Genomic DNA, 19,707 nt, shown 5'->3' on the forward strand with positions numbered 1-19,707 from the left:
GCGCGCGCTCGTGGGCGCGCGGAGAGGTATGGAATCAGCCGGAGGCCACGGCGGTGGCAACGATGATGAACTCCTGAATGCGGGCCGTGCCCGTCTCCGTGACAGTCATCAATGTCCTCACCTCCTGATTCCCCATACCGGAGCGGCACGTCATCGCGCGCTCCCTGACCTGCGAAACGATAGGGGCACCCCGCCCACCGAGGCCACCGATTTATTCCGGCCGACCACGACTGTCCATTTCAGGCCAGCCCGTGGGGGAGGCCAACCGGACTACCGGCCGCAATCCGGTGCCGGGGCCACCCCCGACCCCTCCGGGAGGATGTCCGTTTCGTTCAAGACGTCGGCCCCCGGGCCTGCCTAGCCTGCCCGTATGACTCCACGACTCGACATGATCGGCCTGGTCGTCTCCGACATGGCCGCCTCGCTCGCCTTCTACCGCCGGCTCGGCCTCGACGTGCCCGCCGGCGCCGACGCCCAGCCGCACGTCGAGGCCACGCTCCCCGGCGGTCTGCGGATCGCCTGGGACACCGAGGACGTCGTGCGCTCCTTCGACCCCTCCTGGACCCCGCCCACCGGCGGCGTCCGCCGGGAACTGGCATTCCTGTGCGAATCCCCCGCAGAGGTGGACGCGCTGTACGCCGAGCTGACGGAGGCCGGTCATCCGGGTCATCTGAAGCCCTGGGACGCCTTCTGGGGCCAGCGCTACGCGGTCGTCCTCGACCCCGACGGCTGCGGGGTCTCGCTGTTCGCCCCCTCCGACGCCGCCCGGTAGGCCCCGAGGGTGGTCCCGGTCAGCGCCCGTACCTCGCGGGCCAGATGCGCCTGGTCGGCGTACCCGGCGGTGTGGGCCACCTCGGCCTGGGGCAGCCCGCGCCGGGTGAGGGCCAGGGCCCGCTGGAGGCGCAGCACCCGCCCCAGCGTGCGGGGCCCGTAGCCGAAGGCGTCGAGGCAGCGCCGACGCAGCTGGCGTTCGCCGAGGCCGACGTCGTCGGCGATGGCGGCCACCGGCCGGCCCGCCCGCAGCCGGGCCGTCACCTGCGCGGGGAGCGGATCGGGCGGGCCGACGGCGCGGGCGCGGGTCAGGGCCAGCGCTTCGAGGCCGGCGCACGGGTCCTCGTGGGCGGCGATCCGTTCGGTGAGCCGGCGCACCTCGGCGGCGGGCCACAGGTCGGCCAGTTCCACCCGCCGGTCGCGCAGCTGCGACGCCGGTACGCCGAGCAGCGCGGGCGCGGCGCCGGGGGCGAGCCGCAGCCCGGCGAAGGACCGGCCGGGGACCTCCCCGGCGGGGTGCGGTCCGGTGTCGGGCCCGGCCACCAGCAGCCGGCCCCCGGCCCACAGCAGGTCCATGCACCCGTCGGGCAGCACGACCCCGCCCGGTCCCCGGGCCCGCCAGACCACGGCTCCGGCGACGGCGGCCGACGGTGCTTCCTCGTACACGCCACCAGGCTATGCCCGGCCTCCCGCCCCCGGCCCCGGCCCCCCGCGCCCCCGCAACCGCAACCGCAACCGCAACCGCAACCGCAACCGCAACCGCAACCGCTCAGTGCTTGCGCAGCCGCGAGGTGTAGTCCTCGGGCGGCAGGAACTTCGACCAGCGCTCCGGGAACTCCGACGGCATCCCGGCGTCCTCGTCGTCCTCGGACTCCCCCTCGGCCAGGGCCCGCCAGGCGGCGGCCCGCGCCACCAGCTGCGCGGCCTCGGCCTCCCGTACGCGTTCGTTGGCCTCGCGCGCCGCGGCGGTGGCCACCGACGGCCAGACCCGGTCGATGGCGGCGTTGACGGCCGCGCCGACGAGCACGGCGAAGGCCGAGATGCCGATCCACAGCAGGATCGCGACGGGCGCGGCGAGGGAGCCGTAGATGGTGGGCCCCTCGACGGTGTTGGTGAGGTAGATCCGCAGCAGGAACGAGCCCAGGACCCACATCGCGAGGGCCACCAGCGCGCCCGGCACGTCCTCGATCCACGGCGAGCGGACGGGTACGGACACGTGGTACAGGGTGGTCAGGAAGGCGATGGAGAGCAGGGTGACCGTGGGCCAGTACAGGACCGCGATCACCTCCGTGCTCCAGGGCACCAGCCGGACCACCGCGTCGGGCCCGACGACCATCAGCGGCAGCACGATCGCGCCGATCAGCAGGGCGACCACGTAGAGGAGGAACGCCAGCAGCCGGGTCTTGACGATGCCGCGCTGCCCGTCGAGCCCGTACATGACGGTGATGGTGTCGATGAAGACGTTGACGGCGCGCGAGCCGGACCACAGGGCGAAGGCGAAGCCGAGGGAGATCAGGTCGGGACGGCCGCGGCTGGTGACGTCGTCGAGCATGGGTTTCGCGATGTCGTTGACGCCCCGGTCGGACAGGACGGTGCCGACCGCGCGCAGGATGTTCTCCTCGATGCTCTGCACGGACTGGGTGTCCGTCCACCCGTCGACGTAGCCGAGCAGGCCGAGGAGGCCGAGGAAGAGCGGGGGGAGGGAGAGGAGGGTGAAGAAGGCCGCCTCGGCCGCGAGCCCCAGGATCCGGTACTCGATGCACGAGTTGACGGTGTCTTTGAGCAGCAGCCAGGCCATCTTGCGCTTGGAGACGTTGCGGTAGAGGACCCTGGCCCGGTGGAGCCGTCCGGGGATCCGCTCGGTTGTTTCTTTTGCTGGCTGCACGTCCTTACGGTATCCGCATGGCAGCCACCACCCACACAGTCAGCAACCAGGCCCCGCCGCTCGTCGGGTACGAGGCCTACCTCGGCGACCGGGCCCTCACCGAGGGGGTCGAGCGCCACCTCGCCGACGCGGACGCCGGACTCCGCGACGAGGTGCGCGAGGAGCTGACCTCGCTCGGCCGGGCGGCCGGTTCCGCGCAGGCCCAGGAGTGGGGCCGGCAGGCGAACGAGAATCCGCCGGTGCTGCGTACGCACGACCGGTACGGGAACCGGATCGACGAGGTGGAGTTCCACCCCGCGTGGCACCGCCTCCTCGGGCACGCGGTGACCTCGGGGCTCACCGACGCCTGGGGCCGGCCCGCGGGGCACCTGCGGCGGGCGGCCGGGTTCTTCCTGTGGTCGCAGGCCGAGTCGGGGCACGGCTGTCCGGTGTCGATGACGCACGCGGCGGTACCGGCGCTGCGGGCCGATCCGGAGCTGGCCGCCGAGTGGGAACCGCGGCTGACCTCGCACGTCTACGAGGAGGGGTTGCGGCCCGCGGCGCAGAAGGGCGGGGTGCTCTTCGGGATGGCGATGACGGAGAAGCAGGGCGGCAGCGACGTCCGGGCGAACACCACCGCGGCGGTGCCGCTGGACGCCTCCGGGGAGTACCTGCTGACGGGCCACAAGTGGTTCTGCTCGGCGCCGATGAGCGACGGTTTCCTGGTGCTGGCGCAGGCGCCGGGCGGGCTGAGCTGCTTCCTGGTGCCGCGGGTGCTGCCGGACGGGACGCGGAACGCGTTCGCGATCCAGCGGCTGAAGGACAAGCTGGGCAACAAGTCGAACGCTTCGGGCGAGATCGAGTTCGACGGGACGTGGGCGCGGCTCGTGGGCGAGGAGGGCCGGGGGGTGCGGACCATCATCGAGATGGTCGCGGCGACCCGGCTGGACTGCGTGATCGGTTCGGCCGCGCTGATGCGCCAGGCCCTCACCCAGGCCGTCCACCACGCGGAGCACCGCTCTGCTTTCGGAGCACCGCTCATCGCCCAGCCGCTGATGCGCAACGTCCTCGCCGACCTCGCCCTGGAGTCGGAGGCGGCGACCGTCCTCACCCTGCGCCTCGCTGCCGCGTACGACGCCGGCACGGACCGGGAGCGGGCCTTCCTGCGCCTCGCGGTGCCGACCGCCAAGTACTGGGTGACCAAGCGGTGCACGCCGATGGTCGCCGAGGCCCTGGAGTGCCTGGGCGGCAACGGCTACGTGGAGGAGTCCGTACTGCCCCGCCTGCTGCGCGAGTCCCCGGTCAACTCGATCTGGGAGGGGTCGGGCAACGTCCAGGCCCTGGACGTGCTGCGCGCGCTCCAGCGGGAGCCGCAGGCGCTGAACGCCTTCCTCCAGGAGGTGGGGCTGGCCCGGGGCGCCGACCACCGGCTGGACGCGGCGATCAAGGACCTGCTGACCGAGCTGGCCGACCTCGACGGGATCCAGGCGCGGGCCCGCCGGGTGGTGGAGCGCATGGCCCTGGTGCTCCAGGGGTCGCTGCTGGTGCGGTGGGCGCCGCCCGAGGTGGCCGACGCGTTCTGCGCGTCCCGGCTCGGCGGGGACCGGGGCTCGGCCTTCGGGACGCTGCCGCACACCCTGGACCTGGGATCGGTGGTGGCACGGGCGCGGATCACGGGCTGAATGCGGTCCCCCTGGGCCGCGGTGATCCCCAAACCACCACGACCCGAACCGCCCAGCGCCGGGATCCGGGCCCGCCACGGTGGGACCGGGGGTGGCGCCGCGCCGACTCGGCACCACCCCACGATCCGAGAAGCCCCGAGGAAGGAGCTGCCACGCCGCTCGGCGGCGTGCCGATAGTTTCGGTCGGACGACCGGGGGTTGGCGAGGGTTGCGTACCGTTGCAACCCTGCGACCCTTCGGTGTGGAAGGTGCCTGCCGCACGTGCCCGGGGAACGGGCACGGACGGGACCGCCGGCACGCCTGCGCAGTACGTCCTGTTCAGCACGGGGAGGTTCCGGTGGCCCACACCTCAGGCGGCGCGGTGGACGTGGCACGCATAGCGGCCATGGACGCGCGGGAGGCGGCGCGTCTGCTCAAGGGCGTACGGGCCGCCGCGCTGGCCGGGGACCGCCCCCCGGCCGCCCCCCGCCCGGAGATCGCCGAGTCCTGGCGGCGCATGCTGGCCGGCGGGGTGCACCCCGACCGGGACGCCCGCTCCCGGCTGCTGTCCAACGCCGAGACCGAGGAACGCCGGCAGGTCTCCCCGCTGCGGGAGATACTCCCGGTGCTGCGCGAGGGGCTGCTGCCCGCCCTCGACGAGGCCCTGCACATCATGGTCGTCGCCGACGCCGACGGGCGGCTGCTGTGGCGGGAGGGGCACAGCACGATCCTGCGCAAGGCGGACCGGCTGGGCTTCGCGGTGGGGGCCGACTGGGACGAGGCGGTGGTCGGCACCAACGGGGTGGGCACCGCGCTGGTGGCCCGGCGGCCGGTCCAGGTGTTCTCGGCCGAGCACTTCGTCTCCAGCCACCACGACTGGACCTGCGCGGGCGCGCCCGTGCACGACCCCCGGGACGGACGGCTGCTGGGGGTGGTCGACGTCAGCGGGCCGCTCGCCACCATGCACCCGGCGACCCTGGCCTGGGTCACCTCCGTGGCCCGGCTCGCCGAGCACGAGCTGCGGGTGCGCCACCTGGAGTCGCTGGAGCGGCTGCGGTCGGTCGCCGCCCCGCTGCTGGCCCGGCTGACCGGGCGGGCCGTGGCCGTGGACCCGCACGGCTGGACGGCGGCCGTGAGCGGACTGGCCCCCGCCGACCGGATCCCGCTGCCGAAGGGACTGAGGCCCGGGCGGCTGTGGATCCCGCAGCTCGGCGACTGCGTGGCGGAGCCGCTGCCCGGCGGCTGGCTGCTGCGGCTGGAGCCGGCCCGCACGGCCGGGGCGGCGGTGAGCCGCGTCGTACTGGACCTGAGCCGGCCGCGGGCCTGGTCGGCGACCGTGTACGGGGCCGCGGGCAGCTGGTCCCAGGAGCTCACCCCGCGCCACGCGGAGCTGCTGTTCCTGCTGGCGGAGACCCCGCGCGGGCGGACCGCGGCCGAGCTCGCCGCGGAACTCTTCGGGGACCCGACCCGTACGGTGACGGTCCGCGCCGAGCTGTCCCGGGTCCGCCGCCACCTCGCCGGGGTGCTGACCCACCGGCCGTACCGCTTCGCGGAGGACGTGGAGGTGGAGCTGATCCGCCCGGAGGACCCCGGCCTGCTGCTCCCCCACTCCACCGCCCCGGCGGTGGTCCGGGCCCGGCTGGGGAACGGTGGGGCCGGGGGACCCGGGGGAGGTCCGGGCCGTGACCGGGGGGTGTGATTCCCTGAGGCGCATGAGCACCATCACTCTCACCACCTGGTCCCTCGAAATGACCTCGCCCGAGGATCTGGTCACCGCGGCCGTCCCGGGACCCGAGATCCGCGTGGAGCGCGCGGAGGTCCCCTCGCCCGAGTTCAGCCGTTTCCTGTACGCCTCGGTGGGCGGGGACATCCACTGGACGGACCGGCTGTCGCTGACCCGTGCCGAGTGGGTGGAGCAGCTGGACCGGCCCGGTGTGGAGACCTGGGTGGCGTACGACCGGGGCACCCCGGCCGGGTACGTGGAGCTCGACCCGCAGCCCGACGGGGTGGTGGAGATCATGTACTTCGGCCTGCTCCCGGACTTCCGGGGCCGCCGCATCGGCGGGCACCTGCTGTCGGTCGGGGTCGCCCGCGCCTGGGACCTCGCGGTCCGCTGGCCGGAGCGGGAGCCCACCCGGCGGGTCTGGGTCCACACCTGCAGCCAGGACGGCCCGACGGCGATGGCCAACTACCAGCGCCGCGGCTTCAAGGTGTTCAGGACCGAGACCGAGGAGAAGCAGGAGACCCCGACCCCGGGCCCCTGGCCGGGCGCGTAACCCCCGCCCGCGCACCACACCGCACCCACCCGTCGCACCCGCCCCACCCGCAGGAGCCCGGGTCCCCCTCAGGGGACCCGGGCTCCTGCCGTGTCCGGCCCCGCCCGGGGGTCCCGCCCCGGGGTAGCGTGGAGCGGAGTCGAAGGCCGGATTCCGCCCCTCCCACGGGCCGCCCGGCCGGCCCCCGGAACACCGGCCCCCACCTGCGCAAAAGCCCCCGTCGAGGTGACGCCCGTCACGCGGTCCCACGATCCGGGACGACTTCGTCCGCATCGTGGACACTAGTGGACTCCTCCAATCGGCGCATGACACGCTTCCGCCATGAATGGAGCTGGAATTGCCTTGGTGAGTCGGCGGCACGTCGACCTCGGCCGCATGTCCAGCGCCATCTGTCCGGCGCGCTGACGGAACCAGCCACCGCCGCACATCGCCGTGGTCCCCGCTGTCGCGGACACGTCGATCACCCGCAAGCCCCTTGAGGCCGAACACTGCCCACGCTCGCCGGCAAACCCGGCAAAAGGCAGTAATCAGCCACACCTGCTCAGAGACTCCAGCGTGACAGGGGCGCGCCGCCGCTTCCCCCTGCCCCCGCCTTGAGCCGTTGAAGAAGGACGTACCCGTCATGGCCGCCACCCCCGAAACGCCCGCAGCCGCCCCCGCAGCCGCAGCGCGCCGCAAGACCGGCCGTCACCGCGGCGAGGGCCAGTGGGCCGTCGGACACCACACGCCCCTCAACGGCAACGAGCAGTTCAAGAAGGACGACGACGGTCTCAACGTGCGGACACGCATTGAGACGATCTACTCCAAGACGGGCTTCGACTCGATCGACCCCAACGACCTGCGCGGCCGCATGCGCTGGTGGGGCCTCTACACCCAGCGCAAGCCCGGGATCGACGGCGGCAAGACCGCGATCCTGGAGCCGGAGGAGCTGGACGACAAGTACTTCATGCTGCGCGTCCGCATCGACGGCGGCCGGCTGACCACCGAGCAGCTCCGCGTCATCGGCGAGATCTCCGAGGAGTTCGCGCGCGGCACCGCGGACCTCACGGACCGCCAGAACGTGCAGTACCACTGGATCCGGATCGAGGACGTCCCGGAGATCTGGCGCCGTCTGGAGGCCGTCGGCCTCTCGACCACCGAGGCCTGCGGTGACACGCCCCGCGTCATCCTCGGCTCGCCCGTCGCCGGCATCGCCCAGGACGAGATCATCGACGGCACCCCCGCCATCGACGAGATCTACCGCCGCATCGTCGGCAACCCCGACTTCTCGAACCTGCCCCGCAAGTTCAAGTCGGCGATCTCCGGCTCGCCGCTGCTCGACGTGGCGCACGAGATCAACGACATCGCCTTCGTCGGCGTGAACCACCCCGAGCACGGTCCCGGCTTCGACGTCTGGGTCGGCGGCGGCCTGTCCACCAACCCCAAGCTGGGCGTGCGCCTGGGCACCTGGGTCTCGCTCGACGAGGTCCCGGACGTCTACGAGGGCGTCATCTCGATCTTCCGCGACTACGGCTACCGGCGCCTGCGCACCCGCGCCCGCCTGAAGTTCCTCGTCGCCGACTGGGGTCCGGCCAAGTTCCGCCAGGTGCTGGAGGACGAGTACCTGAAGCGCAAGCTGACCGACGGCCCCGCGCCCGAGCAGCCCAGCGGCCAGTGGCGCGACCACGTCGGCGTGCACCAGCAGCAGGACGGCAGGTTCTACGTCGGCTTCGCGCCCCGCGTCGGCCGCGTGGACGGCGCCACCCTCACCAAGATCGCCGACGTCGCCGCGCAGCACGGCTCCGGCCGCCTGCGCACCACCGCCGAGCAGAAGATGATCGTGCTCGACATCGAGGCGGACCAGGTCGACTCGGTCGTCGCGGCCCTGGAGGCGCTGGACCTGCGGGTCAAGCCGTCCCCGTTCCGCCGCGGCACCATGGCGTGCACCGGCATCGAGTTCTGCAAGCTGGCCATCGTCGAGACCAAGGCGCGCGGCGCCTCGCTCATCGACGAGCTGGAGCGCCGCCTGCCGGACTTCGCCGAGCCGCTCACCATCAACATCAACGGCTGCCCGAACGCCTGCGCCCGTATCCAGGTGGCGGACATCGGTCTCAAGGGGCAGCTGGTCCTGGACGACGACGGCCGGCAGGTGGAGGGCTACCAGGTACACCTGGGCGGCGCCCTCGGCCTGGAGGCCGGCTTCGGCCGCAAGGTCCGCGGCCTCAAGGTCACCTCGGCCGGACTGCCGGACTACGTCGAGCGGGTCGTCACGCGCTTCCAGGAGCAGCGCGAGGACGGCGAGCGCTTCGCCGCCTGGGTGGGCCGCGCCGCCGACGAGGACCTCTCATGAGCGAGCGCGCGGCACCGTTCTACTGCCCGTACTGCGGCGACGAGGACCTGTTCCCCCACGAGACGGGCCACGGCGCCTGGGAATGCAGGGCCTGCAACCGGGCCTTCCAGCTGAAGTACCTCGGGCTGCTGTCCCGGGGCGTTCGGTCCAACACCGCTGGAGGGGACGAGATATGACCACCGATCAAGACGAGCGTCTCAAAGCTGTCGCCGAACAGGCGGGGCGCGACCTGGAGAACGCGTCCCCGCTGGACGTCCTGCGCTGGGCGGCCGACACCTTCGGCGAGAAGTTCTGCGTGACCTCCTCGATGGAGGACGCGGTGGTCGCGCACCTCGCGTCCCGGGTGCTCCCGGGGGTGGACGTGGTGTTCCTGGACACCGGCTACCACTTCGAGGAGACGATCGGTACGCGTGATGCGGTGGAGGCGGTGATGGACGTCAACGTCATCACCCTGACCCCGCGCCAGAGCGTCGCCGAGCAGGACGCGCAGTACGGCCCCAGGCTCCACGACCGGGACCCGGACCTGTGCTGCGCCCTGCGCAAGGTCAAGCCCCTCGAAGAGGGCCTGACCGGGTACGACGCCTGGGCGACGGGCCTGCGCCGCGACGAGTCCCCGACCCGGGCGGACACCCCGGTCGTCGGCTGGGACGGGAAGCGCCGCAAGGTCAAGGTCTCCCCGATCGCCCGCTGGACCCAGGACGACGTGGACGCGTACGTGGCCGAGCACGGGGTGCTGACCAACCCGCTGCTGATGGACGGTTACGCCTCCGTCGGCTGCGCCCCCTGCACCCGCCGGGTGGCGGAGGGCGAGGACGCGCGGGCCGGCCGGTGGGCCGGACGCGGCAAGACCGAGTGCGGGCTGCACGGCTGATGACGACGACCAGCGAAGACCTGAGCGAAGACCTTACGGAGAAGAAGCAGATGAGCGTGAGCGACCAGGGCGCCACCGTGTGGCTGACCGGGCTGCCCAGCGCCGGGAAGACCACGATCGCGTACGCGCTGGCCGAGCGGCTGCGCGCCGAGGGCCACCGGGTGGAGGTCCTCGACGGCGACGAGATCCGCGAGTTCCTCTCCGCCGGGCTGGGCTTCAGCCGCGAGGACCGGCACACCAACGTGCAGCGGATCGGGTTCGTCGCCGAACTCCTGGCCAGCAACGGCGTGAAGGCCCTCGTCCCGGTGATCGCCCCCTTCGCCGACAGCCGCGAGGCCGTCGCGAAGCGCCACGCCGCCGCGGGCACCCCGTACCTGGAGGTGCACGTGGCCACCCCGGTCGAGGTGTGCTCCGAGCGGGACGTGAAGGGCCTGTACGCCAAGCAGGCCGCGGGCGAGATCTCCGGCCTGACCGGGGTCGACGACCCGTACGAGGCACCGCAGACCCCGGACCTGCGCATCGAGTCGCACCACCAGACCGTGCAGGAGTCGGCTTCGGCCCTGCACGCACTGCTCACCGAGAGGGGTCTGGCATGACCACCGCCGCGCACCTGCACACCGAGTCCGGTTCCGACGCGCCCTACGCGCTGTCGCACCTCGACGCCCTCGAATCCGAGGCGGTGCACATCTTCCGTGAGGTGGCGGGTGAGTTCGAGAAGCCGGTGATCCTGTTCTCCGGCGGCAAGGACTCGATCGTCATGCTGCACCTGGCGCTGAAGGCGTTCGCGCCCGCGCCGGTGCCCTTCACCCTGCTGCACGTGGACACCGGCCACAACTTCCCCGAGGTCCTGGCCTACCGCGACCGTGCCGTCGAGAAGCACGGACTGCGCCTGCACGTGGCCTCCGTCCAGGAGTACATCGACGCCGGCAAGCTCCGCGAACGCCCCGACGGCGTCCGCAACCCGCTGCAGACCGTCCCCCTCACCGAGGCCATCCAGCAGCTGAGGTTCGACGCCGTCTTCGGCGGCGGCCGCCGCGACGAGGAGAAGGCCCGCGCCAAGGAACGCGTCTTCTCCCTGCGCGACGAGTTCTCCCAGTGGGACCCCCGCCGCCAGCGCCCCGAACTGTGGCAGCTCTACAACGGCCGCCACGCCCCCGGCGAGCACGTCCGCGTCTTCCCGCTCTCCAACTGGACCGAGCTCGACGTGTGGCAGTACATCGACCGCGAGGGCATCGAACTCCCGGAGATCTACTTCGCCCACGAACGCGAGGTCTTCCAGCGCAACGGCATGTGGCTGACCGCGGGCGAGTGGGGCGGCCCCAAGGACACCGAACCCGTCGAGAAGCGCCTCGTGCGCTACCGCACCGTCGGCGACATGTCCTGCACGGGTGCCGTCGACTCCGACGCGACCACGCTCGACGCCGTGATCGCCGAGATCGCCGTCTCCCGCCTCACCGAGCGGGGCGCCACCCGCGCCGACGACAAGCTCTCCGAAGCCGCGATGGAAGACCGCAAGCGCGAAGGGTACTTCTAACCATGACGACCACCACCGAGCAGCTCAGCGCCACGACGCTGCTGCGCTTCGCCACCGCGGGATCCGTCGACGACGGCAAGTCCACCCTGGTGGGCCGCCTGCTGCACGACTCCAAGTCGGTCCTGGAGGACCAGCTCGAAGCCGTGGAGCGGGTCTCCCAGGACCGTGGCCAGGACACCCCGGACCTGGCGCTGCTGACCGACGGTCTGCGCGCCGAGCGCGAGCAGGGCATCACCATCGACGTGGCCTACCGCTACTTCGCGACCGCCCGGCGCCGGTTCATCCTCGCCGACACCCCCGGGCACGTGCAGTACACCCGCAACATGGTCACCGGCGCCTCCACCGCCGACCTGGCCGTGGTCCTCGTCGACGCCCGCAACGGCGTCATCGAACAGACCCGCCGCCACGCCGCCGTCGCCGCCCTGCTCCGCGTCCCGCACGTGGTCCTCGCCGTCAACAAGATGGACCTCGTCGGCTATCAGGAGACGGTCTTCGCGAAGATCGCCGAGGAGTTCACCGCGTACGCCTCCGAGCTGGGCGTCCCGGAGATCACCGCGATCCCGATCTCGGCCCTGGCCGGGGACAACGTGGTCGAGCCGTCCGCGAACATGGACTGGTACGGCGGCCCGACGGTGCTGGAGCACCTGGAGACCGTCCCGGTCAGCCACGACCTCACCGCCTGCCCGGCGCGTTTCCCGGTGCAGTACGTGATCCGTCCGCAGACCGCCGAGCACCCCGACTACCGGGGCTACGCGGGCCAGATCGCCTCCGGCGTCCTGCGCGTCGGCGAGGCCGTCACGGTCCTGCCCTCCGGCCGCACCAGCACCATCGAGGGCATCGACGCCCTGGGCGAATCCGTGGACATCGCCTGGGCCCCGCAGTCGGTGACGGTCCGGCTCAAGGACGACATCGACATCTCGCGCGGCGACCTGATCGCGCCGTCCGCGAGCGCGCCGGCCACCACGCAGGACGTCGTCGCGACGGTCTGCCACGTGGCCGACCAGCCGCTGGCCGTGGGCGCGCGGGTGCTGCTCAAGCACACCACCCGCACGGTCAAGGCGATCGTCAAGGAGATCCCCTCCCGGCTGACCCTCGACGACCTCTCCCAGCACCCGGCCCCCGGGCAGCTGGTCGCCAACGACATCGGCCGCGTCGTCGTCCGCACCGCCGAGCCGCTCGCGCTCGACGCGTACGCCGACTCCCGCCGCACCGGCTCCTTCCTGCTGATCGACCCGGCCGACGGCACCACCCTGGCGGCGGGCATGGCGGGCGAGTCCTTCGCCTCCCAGGCCCGGACGACCGTCCAGGCGGATGAAGAAGGGTGGGACTTCTAACCCATGCTCTCCGACATCTACTCCACCTTCGCGAAGGAGGGCGGCCGCGTGGGCAGCGGCGTCCTCGGCAGCGGCCAGGGAGGGGTGGCGCGATGTGCGCGATGACGTACGCGCACCGCATGCGCGCCCTCACCCCCCACGAGCCGTACCCGTCCCCGCTCCAGAAACGAAGACGTGCGTCATGACGCCATGACGCTACGAGAGGAAGTCCTCCCGTGCCTGCCACCGGTACCACCCGCACCACCCTGCGCCGCGGAATCGTCGCCGCCGCCGCCCTGCCGCTGCTGATCGGCGCGCTCGCCTCCTGCGGCTACGGCTCCGAGGCCAAGAAGGACGAGCCCAAGGACACCGCGGCCTCCAACGTCGCCGACGGAGCCAAGAAGCTCTCCGCCTCCGAGGTCCGCATCGGGTACTTCCCGAACCTGACGCACGCCACCGCTCTGGTCGGCCTCCAGGAAGGCCTGATCGAGAAGGAACTGAACGGCACCAGGATCAAGCCGCAGTCCTTCAACGCCGGCCCGTCCGAGATCGAAGCCCTCAACGGCGGCTCTCTCGACATCGGCTTCATCGGCCCCTCGCCCTCGATCAACGGCTACGTCAAGTCCAAGGGCTCCAACCTGCGGATCATCTCCGGCTCCGCCTCCGGTGGCGTCAAGCTCGTCGTGAACCCGGACAAGATCAAGACCCTCGACGACCTCAAGGGCAAGAAGATCGCCACCCCCCAGAAGGGGAACACGCAGGACGTCGCGTTCCTCAACTGGATCTCCGAGAAGGGCTGGTCGGTCGACCCGGAGTCCGGCAAGGGCGACGTCTCCGTCGTCCGCACCGACAACAAGGTCACCCCCGACGCCTTCAAGCAGGGCTCGATCGACGGCGCCTGGGTACCCGAGCCGACCGCCTCCAAGCTCGTCTCCGACGGCGGCTCCGTCCTCCTCGACGAGACGGCCCTGTGGCCCGACAAGAAGTTCGTGATCACGAACGTCATCGTGTCGCAGAAGTTCCTCAAGGAACACGCGGACGTGGTGGAGGCCGTGCTCAAGGGCACGGTGAAGACCAACGAGTGGATCAACGCCAACCCCGACAAGGCCAAGGCCTCGGCCAACGCCAAGCTCGCGGCGGACAGCGGCAAGCCCCTCGACGCCAAGGTCATCGACCCGGCCTGGCAGTCCATCCTCGTCACCGACGACCCGCTCGCGAGCACCCTGAAGACCGAGTCCGACTGGGCCGTCAAGGCCAAGCTCATCGAGCAGCCCGACCTGGCAGGCATCTACGACCTGACGCTCCTGAACAAGGTCCTCAAGGCCGCGGGCAAGCCCGAGGTCTCCGACGCCGGTCTCGGCGCCAAGTAACCCCGTAGTCCAGCAAACCCAGGAGGTGACGACCATGGCCACCACGCTCGCCAAGGCTGCCGAGGGCACCACAGCGGAGCAGACGCACGCCGCCCGCATCGAGCACGTCTCGAAGTCCTTCTCCGGCCCGGCCGGATCGCAGCTCGTCCTGGACGACATCAGCCTCGATGTCGCTCCCGGGGAGTTCGTCACCATCCTGGGGGCCTCGGGGTGTGGCAAGTCCACCCTGCTCAACCTGGTCGCGGGACTCGACAAGCCGTCCGCGGGGTCCATCGAGACCCCCGGCGGCCGTCCGGCCCTGATGTTCCAGGAGCACGCCCTCTTCCCGTGGCTCACCGCGGGCAAGAACATCGAACTCGCCCTGCGCCTGCGCGGAGTGGCCAAGAACGACCGCAGGCCCGAGGCCGAACGGCTGCTGGAGCTGGTCCGGCTCGGCGGCGCCTACGGCAAGCGCGTCCACGAACTGTCCGGCGGCATGCGCCAGCGCGTGGCCCTGGCCCGGGCCCTGGCCCAGGACAGCCGCCTGCTGCTGATGGACGAGCCCTTCGCGGCCCTCGACGCCATCACCCGCGACGTCCTGCACGGCGAACTCACCCGCATCTGGGCCGAGACGGGACTCTCCGTCCTCTTCGTCACGCACAACGTCCGCGAGGCCGTCCGCCTCGCCGAACGCGTGGTCCTGCTCTCCTCCCGGCCCGGCCGGGTCGCCAAGGAATGGACCGTGGACATCCCGCAGCCGCGCCGCATCGAGGACGCGGACGTCGCGGAGCTTTCCGTCGAGATCACTGAACACCTGCGTGGGGAGATCCGCCGCCATGGCCAGCACTGACACCACCGCGAAGGCCACGGCCAAGCACGACGACCTGGCCGGACTGGAGGCGGGCCTCGACGCGCTCGACGCCGTCCAGACCCACCGCGCCCCCGTCCGGGAGATCCTCACCAAGAAGGCGCTGCCCCCGCTGCTGGCCGTCGGCCTCGTGCTGCTGGTCTGGCAGGTGCTGGTCACGGCGAAGGTCGCCGACGAGACCAAGCTGCCGGCCCCGTCCGCCGTGTGGGACAGCCTGAGCGCGATGTGGCTCAAGGGCACCCTGCTCGACGTGATCTGGACCAGCGTCTCGCGCGGTCTGCTGGGCTTCCTGCTGGCCCTGGCCATCGGCACCCCGCTCGGCCTGCTCGTCGCCCGCGTGAAGTTCGTGCGCGCCGCGATCGGGCCGATCCTCCAGGGCCTGCAGTCCCTGCCCTCGGTTGCCTGGGTCCCCCCGGCGGTGCTCTGGTTCGGGCTCAACGACGCCATGATGTACACGGTGATCCTGCTGGGCGCGGTCCCGTCGATCGCCAACGGCCTGGTGTCCGGCATCGACCAGATCCCGCCGCTGTTCCTGCGGGCCGGCCGCACCCTGGGTGCCACCGGTCTGCGCGGCGCCCGGCACGTGGTGATGCCCGCCGCCCTGCCCGGCTACCTGGCCGGCCTCAAGCAGGGCTGGGCCTTCTCCTGGCGCTCCCTGATGGCCGCCGAGATCATCGCCAGCTCCCCCGACCTGGGCCTGGGCCTCGGCCAGCTGCTGGAGAACGGCCGCAACAACATCGACCTGCCCGGCGTGTTCCTCGCGATCCTGCTGATCCTCGTGGTCGGCATCGCCATCGACCTGCTGATCTTCAGCCCGGTCGAGCGGTGGGTGCTGCGCAGCCGCGGCCTGCTGGTCAAGAGCTGAGTCCCGTGTCCCGCGCCCTCCTCGTCGTCGCCCACGGCAGCCGCGATCCGCGGCACGCGGCGACCGTGCACGCCCTCGTCGGGCGGGTCCGGTCGCTGCGGCCGGGGCTGCGGGTCGAGACGTCCTTCCTGGACTTCAACGGCCCGACCGTCTCGCAGGCCCTCGCCTCGCTGTACCTGTCGGGCGTACGGGAGGTCGTGGCCCTGCCGCTGCTGCTGACGCGGGCCTTCCACGCGAAGGCGGACATCCCGGCGGTGCTGGCGGAGGCCACCGGCCGCCTCAGCGGGCTCTCTGTCCGGGTGGCCGATGTCCTCGGCCCGTCCCCGCTGCTGGTCGCGGCCCTGGAGCGGCGCCTGGCGGAGGCCGGTCTCGGCCTCACCCCGGCGGAGCGCGCCACCACCGGTGTGGTGCTCGCGTCCGCCGGTTCCTCGGACCCGGAGGCGATCGCAGTGATCGCTGAAATCGCGCGGGAGTGGCGGCACACCGGTTGGTGCGCCGTGCGGCCTGCGTTCGCCTCCGCTGCCCTTCCCCGTACGGAGGACGCCGTACGGGCCCTGCGCGCCGAGGGCGTCCGCCGGGTGGCGGTGGCCCCGTACGTGATCGCTCCCGGCCGCCTGCCGGACCGCATCGCGGCCGGCGCCGCCGCCTCCGGCGCGGACGTGGTGGCCGAGGTCCTGGGCGCCGCCCCGGAACTCGCCCGCCTCCTCCTGCGCCGCTACGACGCGGCCGCCGCCGCTCCGGCCCGCCGCCCCGCCCTCTCGGCCTGACCGCCCGGCACGGCCCGCGCGCCGGTGTGCCCGCGCGCCCATCCGGCCGCCCGGTCGTTCGCCCAACCCGGCGGTCCCGCCCGGCCGCCCAACCCGGCGGTCCCGCCCGGCCGCCCTGCCCGGCCGTCCCGCCCGGCCGTCCCGCCTGGGCCCGTCACGTGCAGGCCCCGGCATTCGGTGTCGGGGGCCTCAGGCGCGGGCGGCCGCCTCGTCGGCCAGGGCCGTCAGGTCGGCGATCGACATGGCCCCCGGCGGCAGACCCTCCCGGGCGAAGATGTTCGCCGCGTGCCGCAGCACGTCGTTGACCGGCGTCGCCACCCCGTGCAGCCGGCCCAGCAGCACGATCTCGCCGTTGAGGTAGTCGGCCTCCACCGACCCCGTGCCGCGTGCCAGGCTCTGCCAGGAGGAGCCGCCGCGCACGCCCGGGGGCTGGTCGACCTTCCCGTCGCGGGCCGTCGCCTGCTCCTCGTCCGTGACGTGGGCGATGCCCGCCGCTTCGAGGACGGCCCTGCCCTCGCGTTGCGCGCGCAGCAGCAGCGCCGCCTTCGCCGGGTCCGGTTCGGGTCCGGTGGTGGCCTGGATGGCGTTGCCCAGGTTGCCGAGCAGCTTCGCGTACTTCCACCGCATCACGTCCTCGACGACCGGCGCCTCGAAGCCCGCCTTCTCCAGGTCGGCGGCGACCGACGCGATCCGCCGGTCGGTGCCCCCGGCCGCCTTGCCGAGGTGCAGTATCCCGGTCAGCGGGGTGCACAGCGCGGAGACGACACCGGGCTCCAGGAAGGTGGCGGGCAGCCAGACGCAGACCCCGTAGACGCGCGCGAAGCGGCGCAGGGCCAGGCGTTCGCTCTCCACGCCGTTCTGCGCGCACAGCAGGGGCAGCCGCTGGGCGGCCGTGCCGCCGCCCGCGACCTCCGCGTCGCCCCACGTGTCGAGGGCGGCGATCGCGTCCTGGGTCTTCACGGTGAGGAGGAGGACGTCGTCGGGGCGCAGTTCGCCCAGTTCCGCCGGTGCGGCGACCACGGGGAGCCGGTGGACGCGCGGGCCGTCGGCGGTGGTCAGGCGCAGGCCGTCCGTCCGCAGTGCCTCGGCGTGCGCGCCGCGTGCGACGAGGACGACCTCCCGGCCCGATTCCGCGAGCCGTCCGCCGATGGTCGCGCCGATCGCTCCGGCGCCGATGATGATGTAACGCATGCCCCGAGCCTGGCACACCGGCCGTGCGCGGGTACGGTCGGGTCATGACGGACACCGTGTTCTCCCTGGGCGGGGAACTGCCCCTGCGTCGTCTCGGACTTGGTACCGGGGGGCTGGTCGGTCCCGGTTACTGGGGGCCGCGCGGCAGCCGCTCGGACGCCGTGGCCCTGTTGCGCGCGGCGGTCGCACAGGGGGTGCGGCTGGTCGACACCGCCGACAACTACGGGCCGGAGCTGGCCGAGGAGCTGGTCGCCGAGGCCCTCCACCCGTACGGGGACGGGCTCGTGGTCGCCACGAAGGGCGGGGTGGTGCGCACCGGCCCGGACGAGTGGCACGTGGCGGGCCGGCCCGGGGAGCTGCGCCGGATGTGCGAGGCGAGCCTGCGGCGGCTGCGGGTGGAGCGGATCGACCTCTACCAGCTGCACCGCTTCGACCCCGCGGTGCCGATGGCCGAACAGCTGGGCGAGCTGGCGCGGTTGCGGGAGGAGGGGAAGATCCGGCACATCGGTCTGGACACGGTGAGCGCACCGCAGCTGCGGGAGGCGCTGGAGTGCGTCCCGGTGGCCTCGGTGCAGAACCCGTACAACCTGCTGGACCGGTCCTCGGCGCAGGTGCTGGCGCTCTGCGAGGAGCGCGGGATCGCGTTCCTGCCGTACTACCCGCTGGGCAGCGGTGCCCTGACCGGCGGGGGCGCGGCCGCCGTCACCGGGGTGGCGGCGGCGCACGGGGCGGCTGTGGGGCAGATCGCGCTGGCCTGGCTGCTGCACCGTTCGCCGGTGCTCTGCCCGACCCCGGGCACCGGCTCCCCCGCGCACCTGGCGCAGAACCTGGCCGCGGTCTCGATCCGGCTGGCTCCGGGGGAGGTCGCGCTGCTGGACGCGGTGGCCGGGGGGTGACGGCTCAGAGGGAGCCGACGACCTTCCTGGGGGTGATGCGGACCACGACCCGCTGGGCGTCGTCGGCGGAGGCCGGGTTGAAGTCCGCGTAGTCCTTGCCCGTGTACTTGCGCGACAGCTCGTCGATCAGTTCCCGTCCGCCTTCGGTGGTCAGGGTGGCCTCGCCGCGGACCTCGGCATAGGTGTAGGGCGCGTTCGCGGGGTTGATCATGACGGTGACCCGGGGGTCCCGGCGCAGGTTGGTCTCCTTGCGGCGGCCGACGGTCGTGGAGAACAGCAGGTCGTCGCCGTCGCGGGCGAGCCAGGTGACGGACAGCTGCGGGCTGCCGTCCGGCTGGATGGTGGCGACGGTCGCGAAGACGGGGGTGTCGTCGATGATCTTCTGCAGGTCGTCGGAGAGTGCAGCGGACACGGGGCGGGTTCCTTCCCTCGGCTTGCGGCCGTCTTCGGACGGACCGGCTTCCCGTCGCTGAAGACCGGCAGCGGACAGCCTGCAAAATCGCCGCTCCCCCCGCAAGCGCATCGGGCCCGCCGGGTCGAGTCCTTCGACGGTTCACCCGTTCGGCCGACTCCCGGGGTGGGCGAGGCCGTCGAGGACCAGGGCGAGCAGATGGTCGCGGCGGGCCGCGAGGGTGGGGGCCTGGCCGGTGATCCAGCTGAGGGCGTTGACCAGGGCGAACAGGTCGGTGCCGTCCACGTCGGGGCGGATCCGTCCGGCGTCCTGGGCGGCCCGCAGGAGGCGCCCGCCCGCCTCCCGCATGCCCAGGCACGAGGCGTGCAGCGCGGACTGCGGGTCCGCGAGGGTGGCCGTCAGCGAGGCCGGCAGGCCCCGGAAGGTGCCGGCCCACCCGATGAAGGCGCCGAGCCAGTCCGCGAGCGCGCGCTCGGGCGGCAGGTCCGTGCCGGCCAGGACGTCCGCCTGCTCGGTGAGGTCGCCGAAGCCGGTGCGCAGCAGGGCCTCCAGGAGCGTGTCACGGGTCGGGAAGTGCCGGTAGAGCGTGCCGAGTCCGACGTCGGCGCGGCGGGCGACGTCGCGGAGCGAGGCGTCGGTGCCCTGCTCGCCGATGACCTCGCGGGCCGCTTCGAGGATGCGTTCCCGGTTGCGGCGGGCGTCGGCGCGCTGCCCCGGAGGTGCGGGCTCATCTGGCATGG

Annotated in this window: 21 protein-coding genes; 16 read left to right on the top strand and 5 right to left on the bottom strand. The window is 72.8% G+C overall.

Annotated features, from left to right (window positions below; all coding sequences use genetic code 11):
* The first annotated feature begins 370 nt into the window (after positions 1-370).
* A complete protein-coding gene (locus SLAV_RS09400; RefSeq protein WP_030234473.1) occupies positions 371-772 on the top strand; it encodes a VOC family protein in 402 nt (133 codons plus the stop codon).
* On the opposite strand, the gene SLAV_RS09405 is transcribed toward SLAV_RS09400, so the two are convergent.
* Positions 703-1,437, bottom strand: coding sequence for a helix-turn-helix transcriptional regulator (locus SLAV_RS09405; RefSeq protein WP_030234470.1), 735 nt, complete (start codon positions 1,435-1,437; stop codon positions 703-705). The two genes, SLAV_RS09400 and SLAV_RS09405, sit on opposite strands and share 70 nt — an antisense overlap.
* A 103-nt stretch (positions 1,438-1,540) precedes the next feature.
* Complete coding sequence (locus SLAV_RS09410) at positions 1,541-2,656, bottom strand: YihY/virulence factor BrkB family protein (protein ID WP_078950480.1); 1,116 nt, start codon at positions 2,654-2,656, stop codon at positions 1,541-1,543.
* A 17-nt stretch (positions 2,657-2,673) separates the two neighbouring features.
* Here SLAV_RS09410 and SLAV_RS09415 point away from each other — a divergent pair, with 17 nt between their 5' ends.
* The 14 genes from SLAV_RS09415 to SLAV_RS09475 all read left to right on the top strand — a co-directional run bounded on the left by SLAV_RS09415 (position 2,674) and on the right by SLAV_RS09475 (position 16,468).
* Positions 2,674-4,317 carry an acyl-CoA dehydrogenase family protein gene (locus SLAV_RS09415; RefSeq protein WP_030234465.1) on the top strand — a complete coding sequence of 548 codons (1,644 nt, stop codon included), beginning with the start codon at positions 2,674-2,676 and terminating at the stop codon, positions 4,315-4,317.
* 385 nt (positions 4,318-4,702) lie between these two features.
* On the top strand, positions 4,703-5,995 hold the full coding sequence (locus SLAV_RS09420) for a GAF domain-containing protein (protein WP_051841181.1): 1,293 nt from the start codon (positions 4,703-4,705) through the stop codon (positions 5,993-5,995).
* Positions 5,996-6,008: 13 nt separating this feature from the next.
* Positions 6,009-6,572: a GNAT family N-acetyltransferase gene (locus tag SLAV_RS09425; protein WP_030234460.1), complete on the top strand. Its 564-nt coding sequence runs from the start codon at positions 6,009-6,011 to the stop codon at positions 6,570-6,572.
* A gap of 321 nt (positions 6,573-6,893) precedes the next feature.
* Positions 6,894-6,977, top strand: a complete 84-nt coding sequence (locus SLAV_RS43365; protein WP_312847410.1) for a putative leader peptide — start codon at positions 6,894-6,896, stop codon at positions 6,975-6,977.
* A 217-nt stretch (positions 6,978-7,194) separates the two neighbouring features.
* The gene (locus tag SLAV_RS09430) at positions 7,195-8,901 is read left to right on the top strand and encodes a nitrite/sulfite reductase (protein WP_030234457.1); all 1,707 of its coding nucleotides are present in this window, start codon (positions 7,195-7,197) and stop codon (positions 8,899-8,901) included.
* On the top strand, positions 8,898-9,077 hold the full coding sequence (locus SLAV_RS09435; protein ID WP_030234455.1) for a hypothetical protein: 180 nt from the start codon (positions 8,898-8,900) through the stop codon (positions 9,075-9,077). Before SLAV_RS09430 ends, SLAV_RS09435 begins: the two co-directional genes overlap by 4 nt.
* Positions 9,074-9,772: a phosphoadenylyl-sulfate reductase gene (locus SLAV_RS09440; RefSeq protein WP_100660843.1), complete on the top strand. Its 699-nt coding sequence runs from the start codon at positions 9,074-9,076 to the stop codon at positions 9,770-9,772. The genes SLAV_RS09435 and SLAV_RS09440 overlap by 4 nt, the downstream gene beginning before the upstream one ends.
* Before the next feature lie 50 nt (positions 9,773-9,822).
* Positions 9,823-10,368: an adenylyl-sulfate kinase gene (gene cysC / locus SLAV_RS09445; protein ID WP_100661268.1), complete on the top strand. Its 546-nt coding sequence runs from the start codon at positions 9,823-9,825 to the stop codon at positions 10,366-10,368.
* On the top strand, positions 10,365-11,306 hold the full coding sequence (gene cysD / locus SLAV_RS09450; protein ID WP_100660844.1) for a sulfate adenylyltransferase subunit CysD: 942 nt from the start codon (positions 10,365-10,367) through the stop codon (positions 11,304-11,306). The genes cysC and cysD overlap by 4 nt, the downstream gene beginning before the upstream one ends.
* Before the next feature lie 2 nt (positions 11,307-11,308).
* Positions 11,309-12,640 carry a sulfate adenylyltransferase subunit 1 gene (locus SLAV_RS09455; protein ID WP_100660845.1) on the top strand — a complete coding sequence of 444 codons (1,332 nt, stop codon included), beginning with the start codon at positions 11,309-11,311 and terminating at the stop codon, positions 12,638-12,640.
* 215 nt (positions 12,641-12,855) lie between these two features.
* A complete protein-coding gene (locus SLAV_RS09460) occupies positions 12,856-13,989 on the top strand; it encodes an aliphatic sulfonate ABC transporter substrate-binding protein (RefSeq protein ID WP_100660846.1) in 1,134 nt (377 codons plus the stop codon).
* A gap of 34 nt (positions 13,990-14,023) precedes the next feature.
* Entirely contained in the window at positions 14,024-14,818 is a 795-nt protein-coding gene (locus tag SLAV_RS09465; protein ID WP_100660847.1) for an ABC transporter ATP-binding protein, read from the top strand.
* Positions 14,805-15,701 carry an ABC transporter permease gene (locus tag SLAV_RS09470; RefSeq protein WP_100660848.1) on the top strand — a complete coding sequence of 299 codons (897 nt, stop codon included), beginning with the start codon at positions 14,805-14,807 and terminating at the stop codon, positions 15,699-15,701. The genes SLAV_RS09465 and SLAV_RS09470 overlap by 14 nt, the downstream gene beginning before the upstream one ends.
* Entirely contained in the window at positions 15,698-16,468 is a 771-nt protein-coding gene (locus SLAV_RS09475) for a sirohydrochlorin chelatase (protein ID WP_078950490.1), read from the top strand. Before SLAV_RS09470 ends, SLAV_RS09475 begins: the two co-directional genes overlap by 4 nt.
* A 189-nt stretch (positions 16,469-16,657) precedes the next feature.
* On the opposite strand, the gene SLAV_RS09480 is transcribed toward SLAV_RS09475, so the two are convergent.
* Complete coding sequence (locus SLAV_RS09480) at positions 16,658-17,659, bottom strand: ketopantoate reductase family protein (RefSeq protein ID WP_030234625.1); 1,002 nt, start codon at positions 17,657-17,659, stop codon at positions 16,658-16,660.
* A gap of 44 nt (positions 17,660-17,703) precedes the next feature.
* Between SLAV_RS09480 and SLAV_RS09485 the strand changes: the two genes are divergently transcribed.
* On the top strand, positions 17,704-18,555 hold the full coding sequence (locus tag SLAV_RS09485) for an aldo/keto reductase (protein WP_030234627.1): 852 nt from the start codon (positions 17,704-17,706) through the stop codon (positions 18,553-18,555).
* 4 nt (positions 18,556-18,559) lie between these two features.
* Here the strand turns inward: SLAV_RS09485 and SLAV_RS09490 are convergent, their stop codons facing one another.
* Both SLAV_RS09490 and SLAV_RS09495 read right to left on the bottom strand, forming a co-directional pair.
* Positions 18,560-18,967, bottom strand: coding sequence for a PPOX class F420-dependent oxidoreductase (locus tag SLAV_RS09490; RefSeq protein WP_030234629.1), 408 nt, complete (start codon positions 18,965-18,967; stop codon positions 18,560-18,562).
* Between the two features lie 141 nt (positions 18,968-19,108).
* Complete coding sequence (locus SLAV_RS09495; protein ID WP_030234631.1) at positions 19,109-19,705, bottom strand: TetR/AcrR family transcriptional regulator; 597 nt, start codon at positions 19,703-19,705, stop codon at positions 19,109-19,111.
* Positions 19,706-19,707: the final 2 nt, after the last annotated feature.

It is taken from the genome of Streptomyces lavendulae subsp. lavendulae (assembly GCF_002803845.1).
GTDB lineage: Bacteria > Actinomycetota > Actinomycetes > Streptomycetales > Streptomycetaceae > Streptomyces > Streptomyces lavendulae.

Coding starts and splice junctions, on each gene's coding strand:
- SLAV_RS09465 (WP_100660847.1), top strand. CDS start 14,024: ATGGCCACCACGCTCGCCAAGGCTGCCGAGGGCACCACAGCGGAGCAG.
- SLAV_RS09495 (WP_030234631.1), bottom strand. CDS start 19,705: ATGCCAGATGAGCCCGCACCTCCGGGGCAGCGCGCCGACGCCCGCCGC.
- SLAV_RS09400 (WP_030234473.1), top strand. CDS start 371: ATGACTCCACGACTCGACATGATCGGCCTGGTCGTCTCCGACATGGCC.
- SLAV_RS09440 (WP_100660843.1), top strand. CDS start 9,074: ATGACCACCGATCAAGACGAGCGTCTCAAAGCTGTCGCCGAACAGGCG.
- SLAV_RS09435 (WP_030234455.1), top strand. CDS start 8,898: ATGAGCGAGCGCGCGGCACCGTTCTACTGCCCGTACTGCGGCGACGAG.
- SLAV_RS09425 (WP_030234460.1), top strand. CDS start 6,009: ATGAGCACCATCACTCTCACCACCTGGTCCCTCGAAATGACCTCGCCC.
- SLAV_RS09480 (WP_030234625.1), bottom strand. CDS start 17,659: ATGCGTTACATCATCATCGGCGCCGGAGCGATCGGCGCGACCATCGGC.
- SLAV_RS43365 (WP_312847410.1), top strand. CDS start 6,894: ATGAATGGAGCTGGAATTGCCTTGGTGAGTCGGCGGCACGTCGACCTC.
- SLAV_RS09415 (WP_030234465.1), top strand. CDS start 2,674: ATGGCAGCCACCACCCACACAGTCAGCAACCAGGCCCCGCCGCTCGTC.
- SLAV_RS09485 (WP_030234627.1), top strand. CDS start 17,704: ATGACGGACACCGTGTTCTCCCTGGGCGGGGAACTGCCCCTGCGTCGT.
- cysD (WP_100660844.1), top strand. CDS start 10,365: ATGACCACCGCCGCGCACCTGCACACCGAGTCCGGTTCCGACGCGCCC.
- SLAV_RS09455 (WP_100660845.1), top strand. CDS start 11,309: ATGACGACCACCACCGAGCAGCTCAGCGCCACGACGCTGCTGCGCTTC.
- SLAV_RS09470 (WP_100660848.1), top strand. CDS start 14,805: ATGGCCAGCACTGACACCACCGCGAAGGCCACGGCCAAGCACGACGAC.
- cysC (WP_100661268.1), top strand. CDS start 9,823: ATGAGCGTGAGCGACCAGGGCGCCACCGTGTGGCTGACCGGGCTGCCC.
- SLAV_RS09420 (WP_051841181.1), top strand. CDS start 4,703: ATGGACGCGCGGGAGGCGGCGCGTCTGCTCAAGGGCGTACGGGCCGCC.
- SLAV_RS09430 (WP_030234457.1), top strand. CDS start 7,195: ATGGCCGCCACCCCCGAAACGCCCGCAGCCGCCCCCGCAGCCGCAGCG.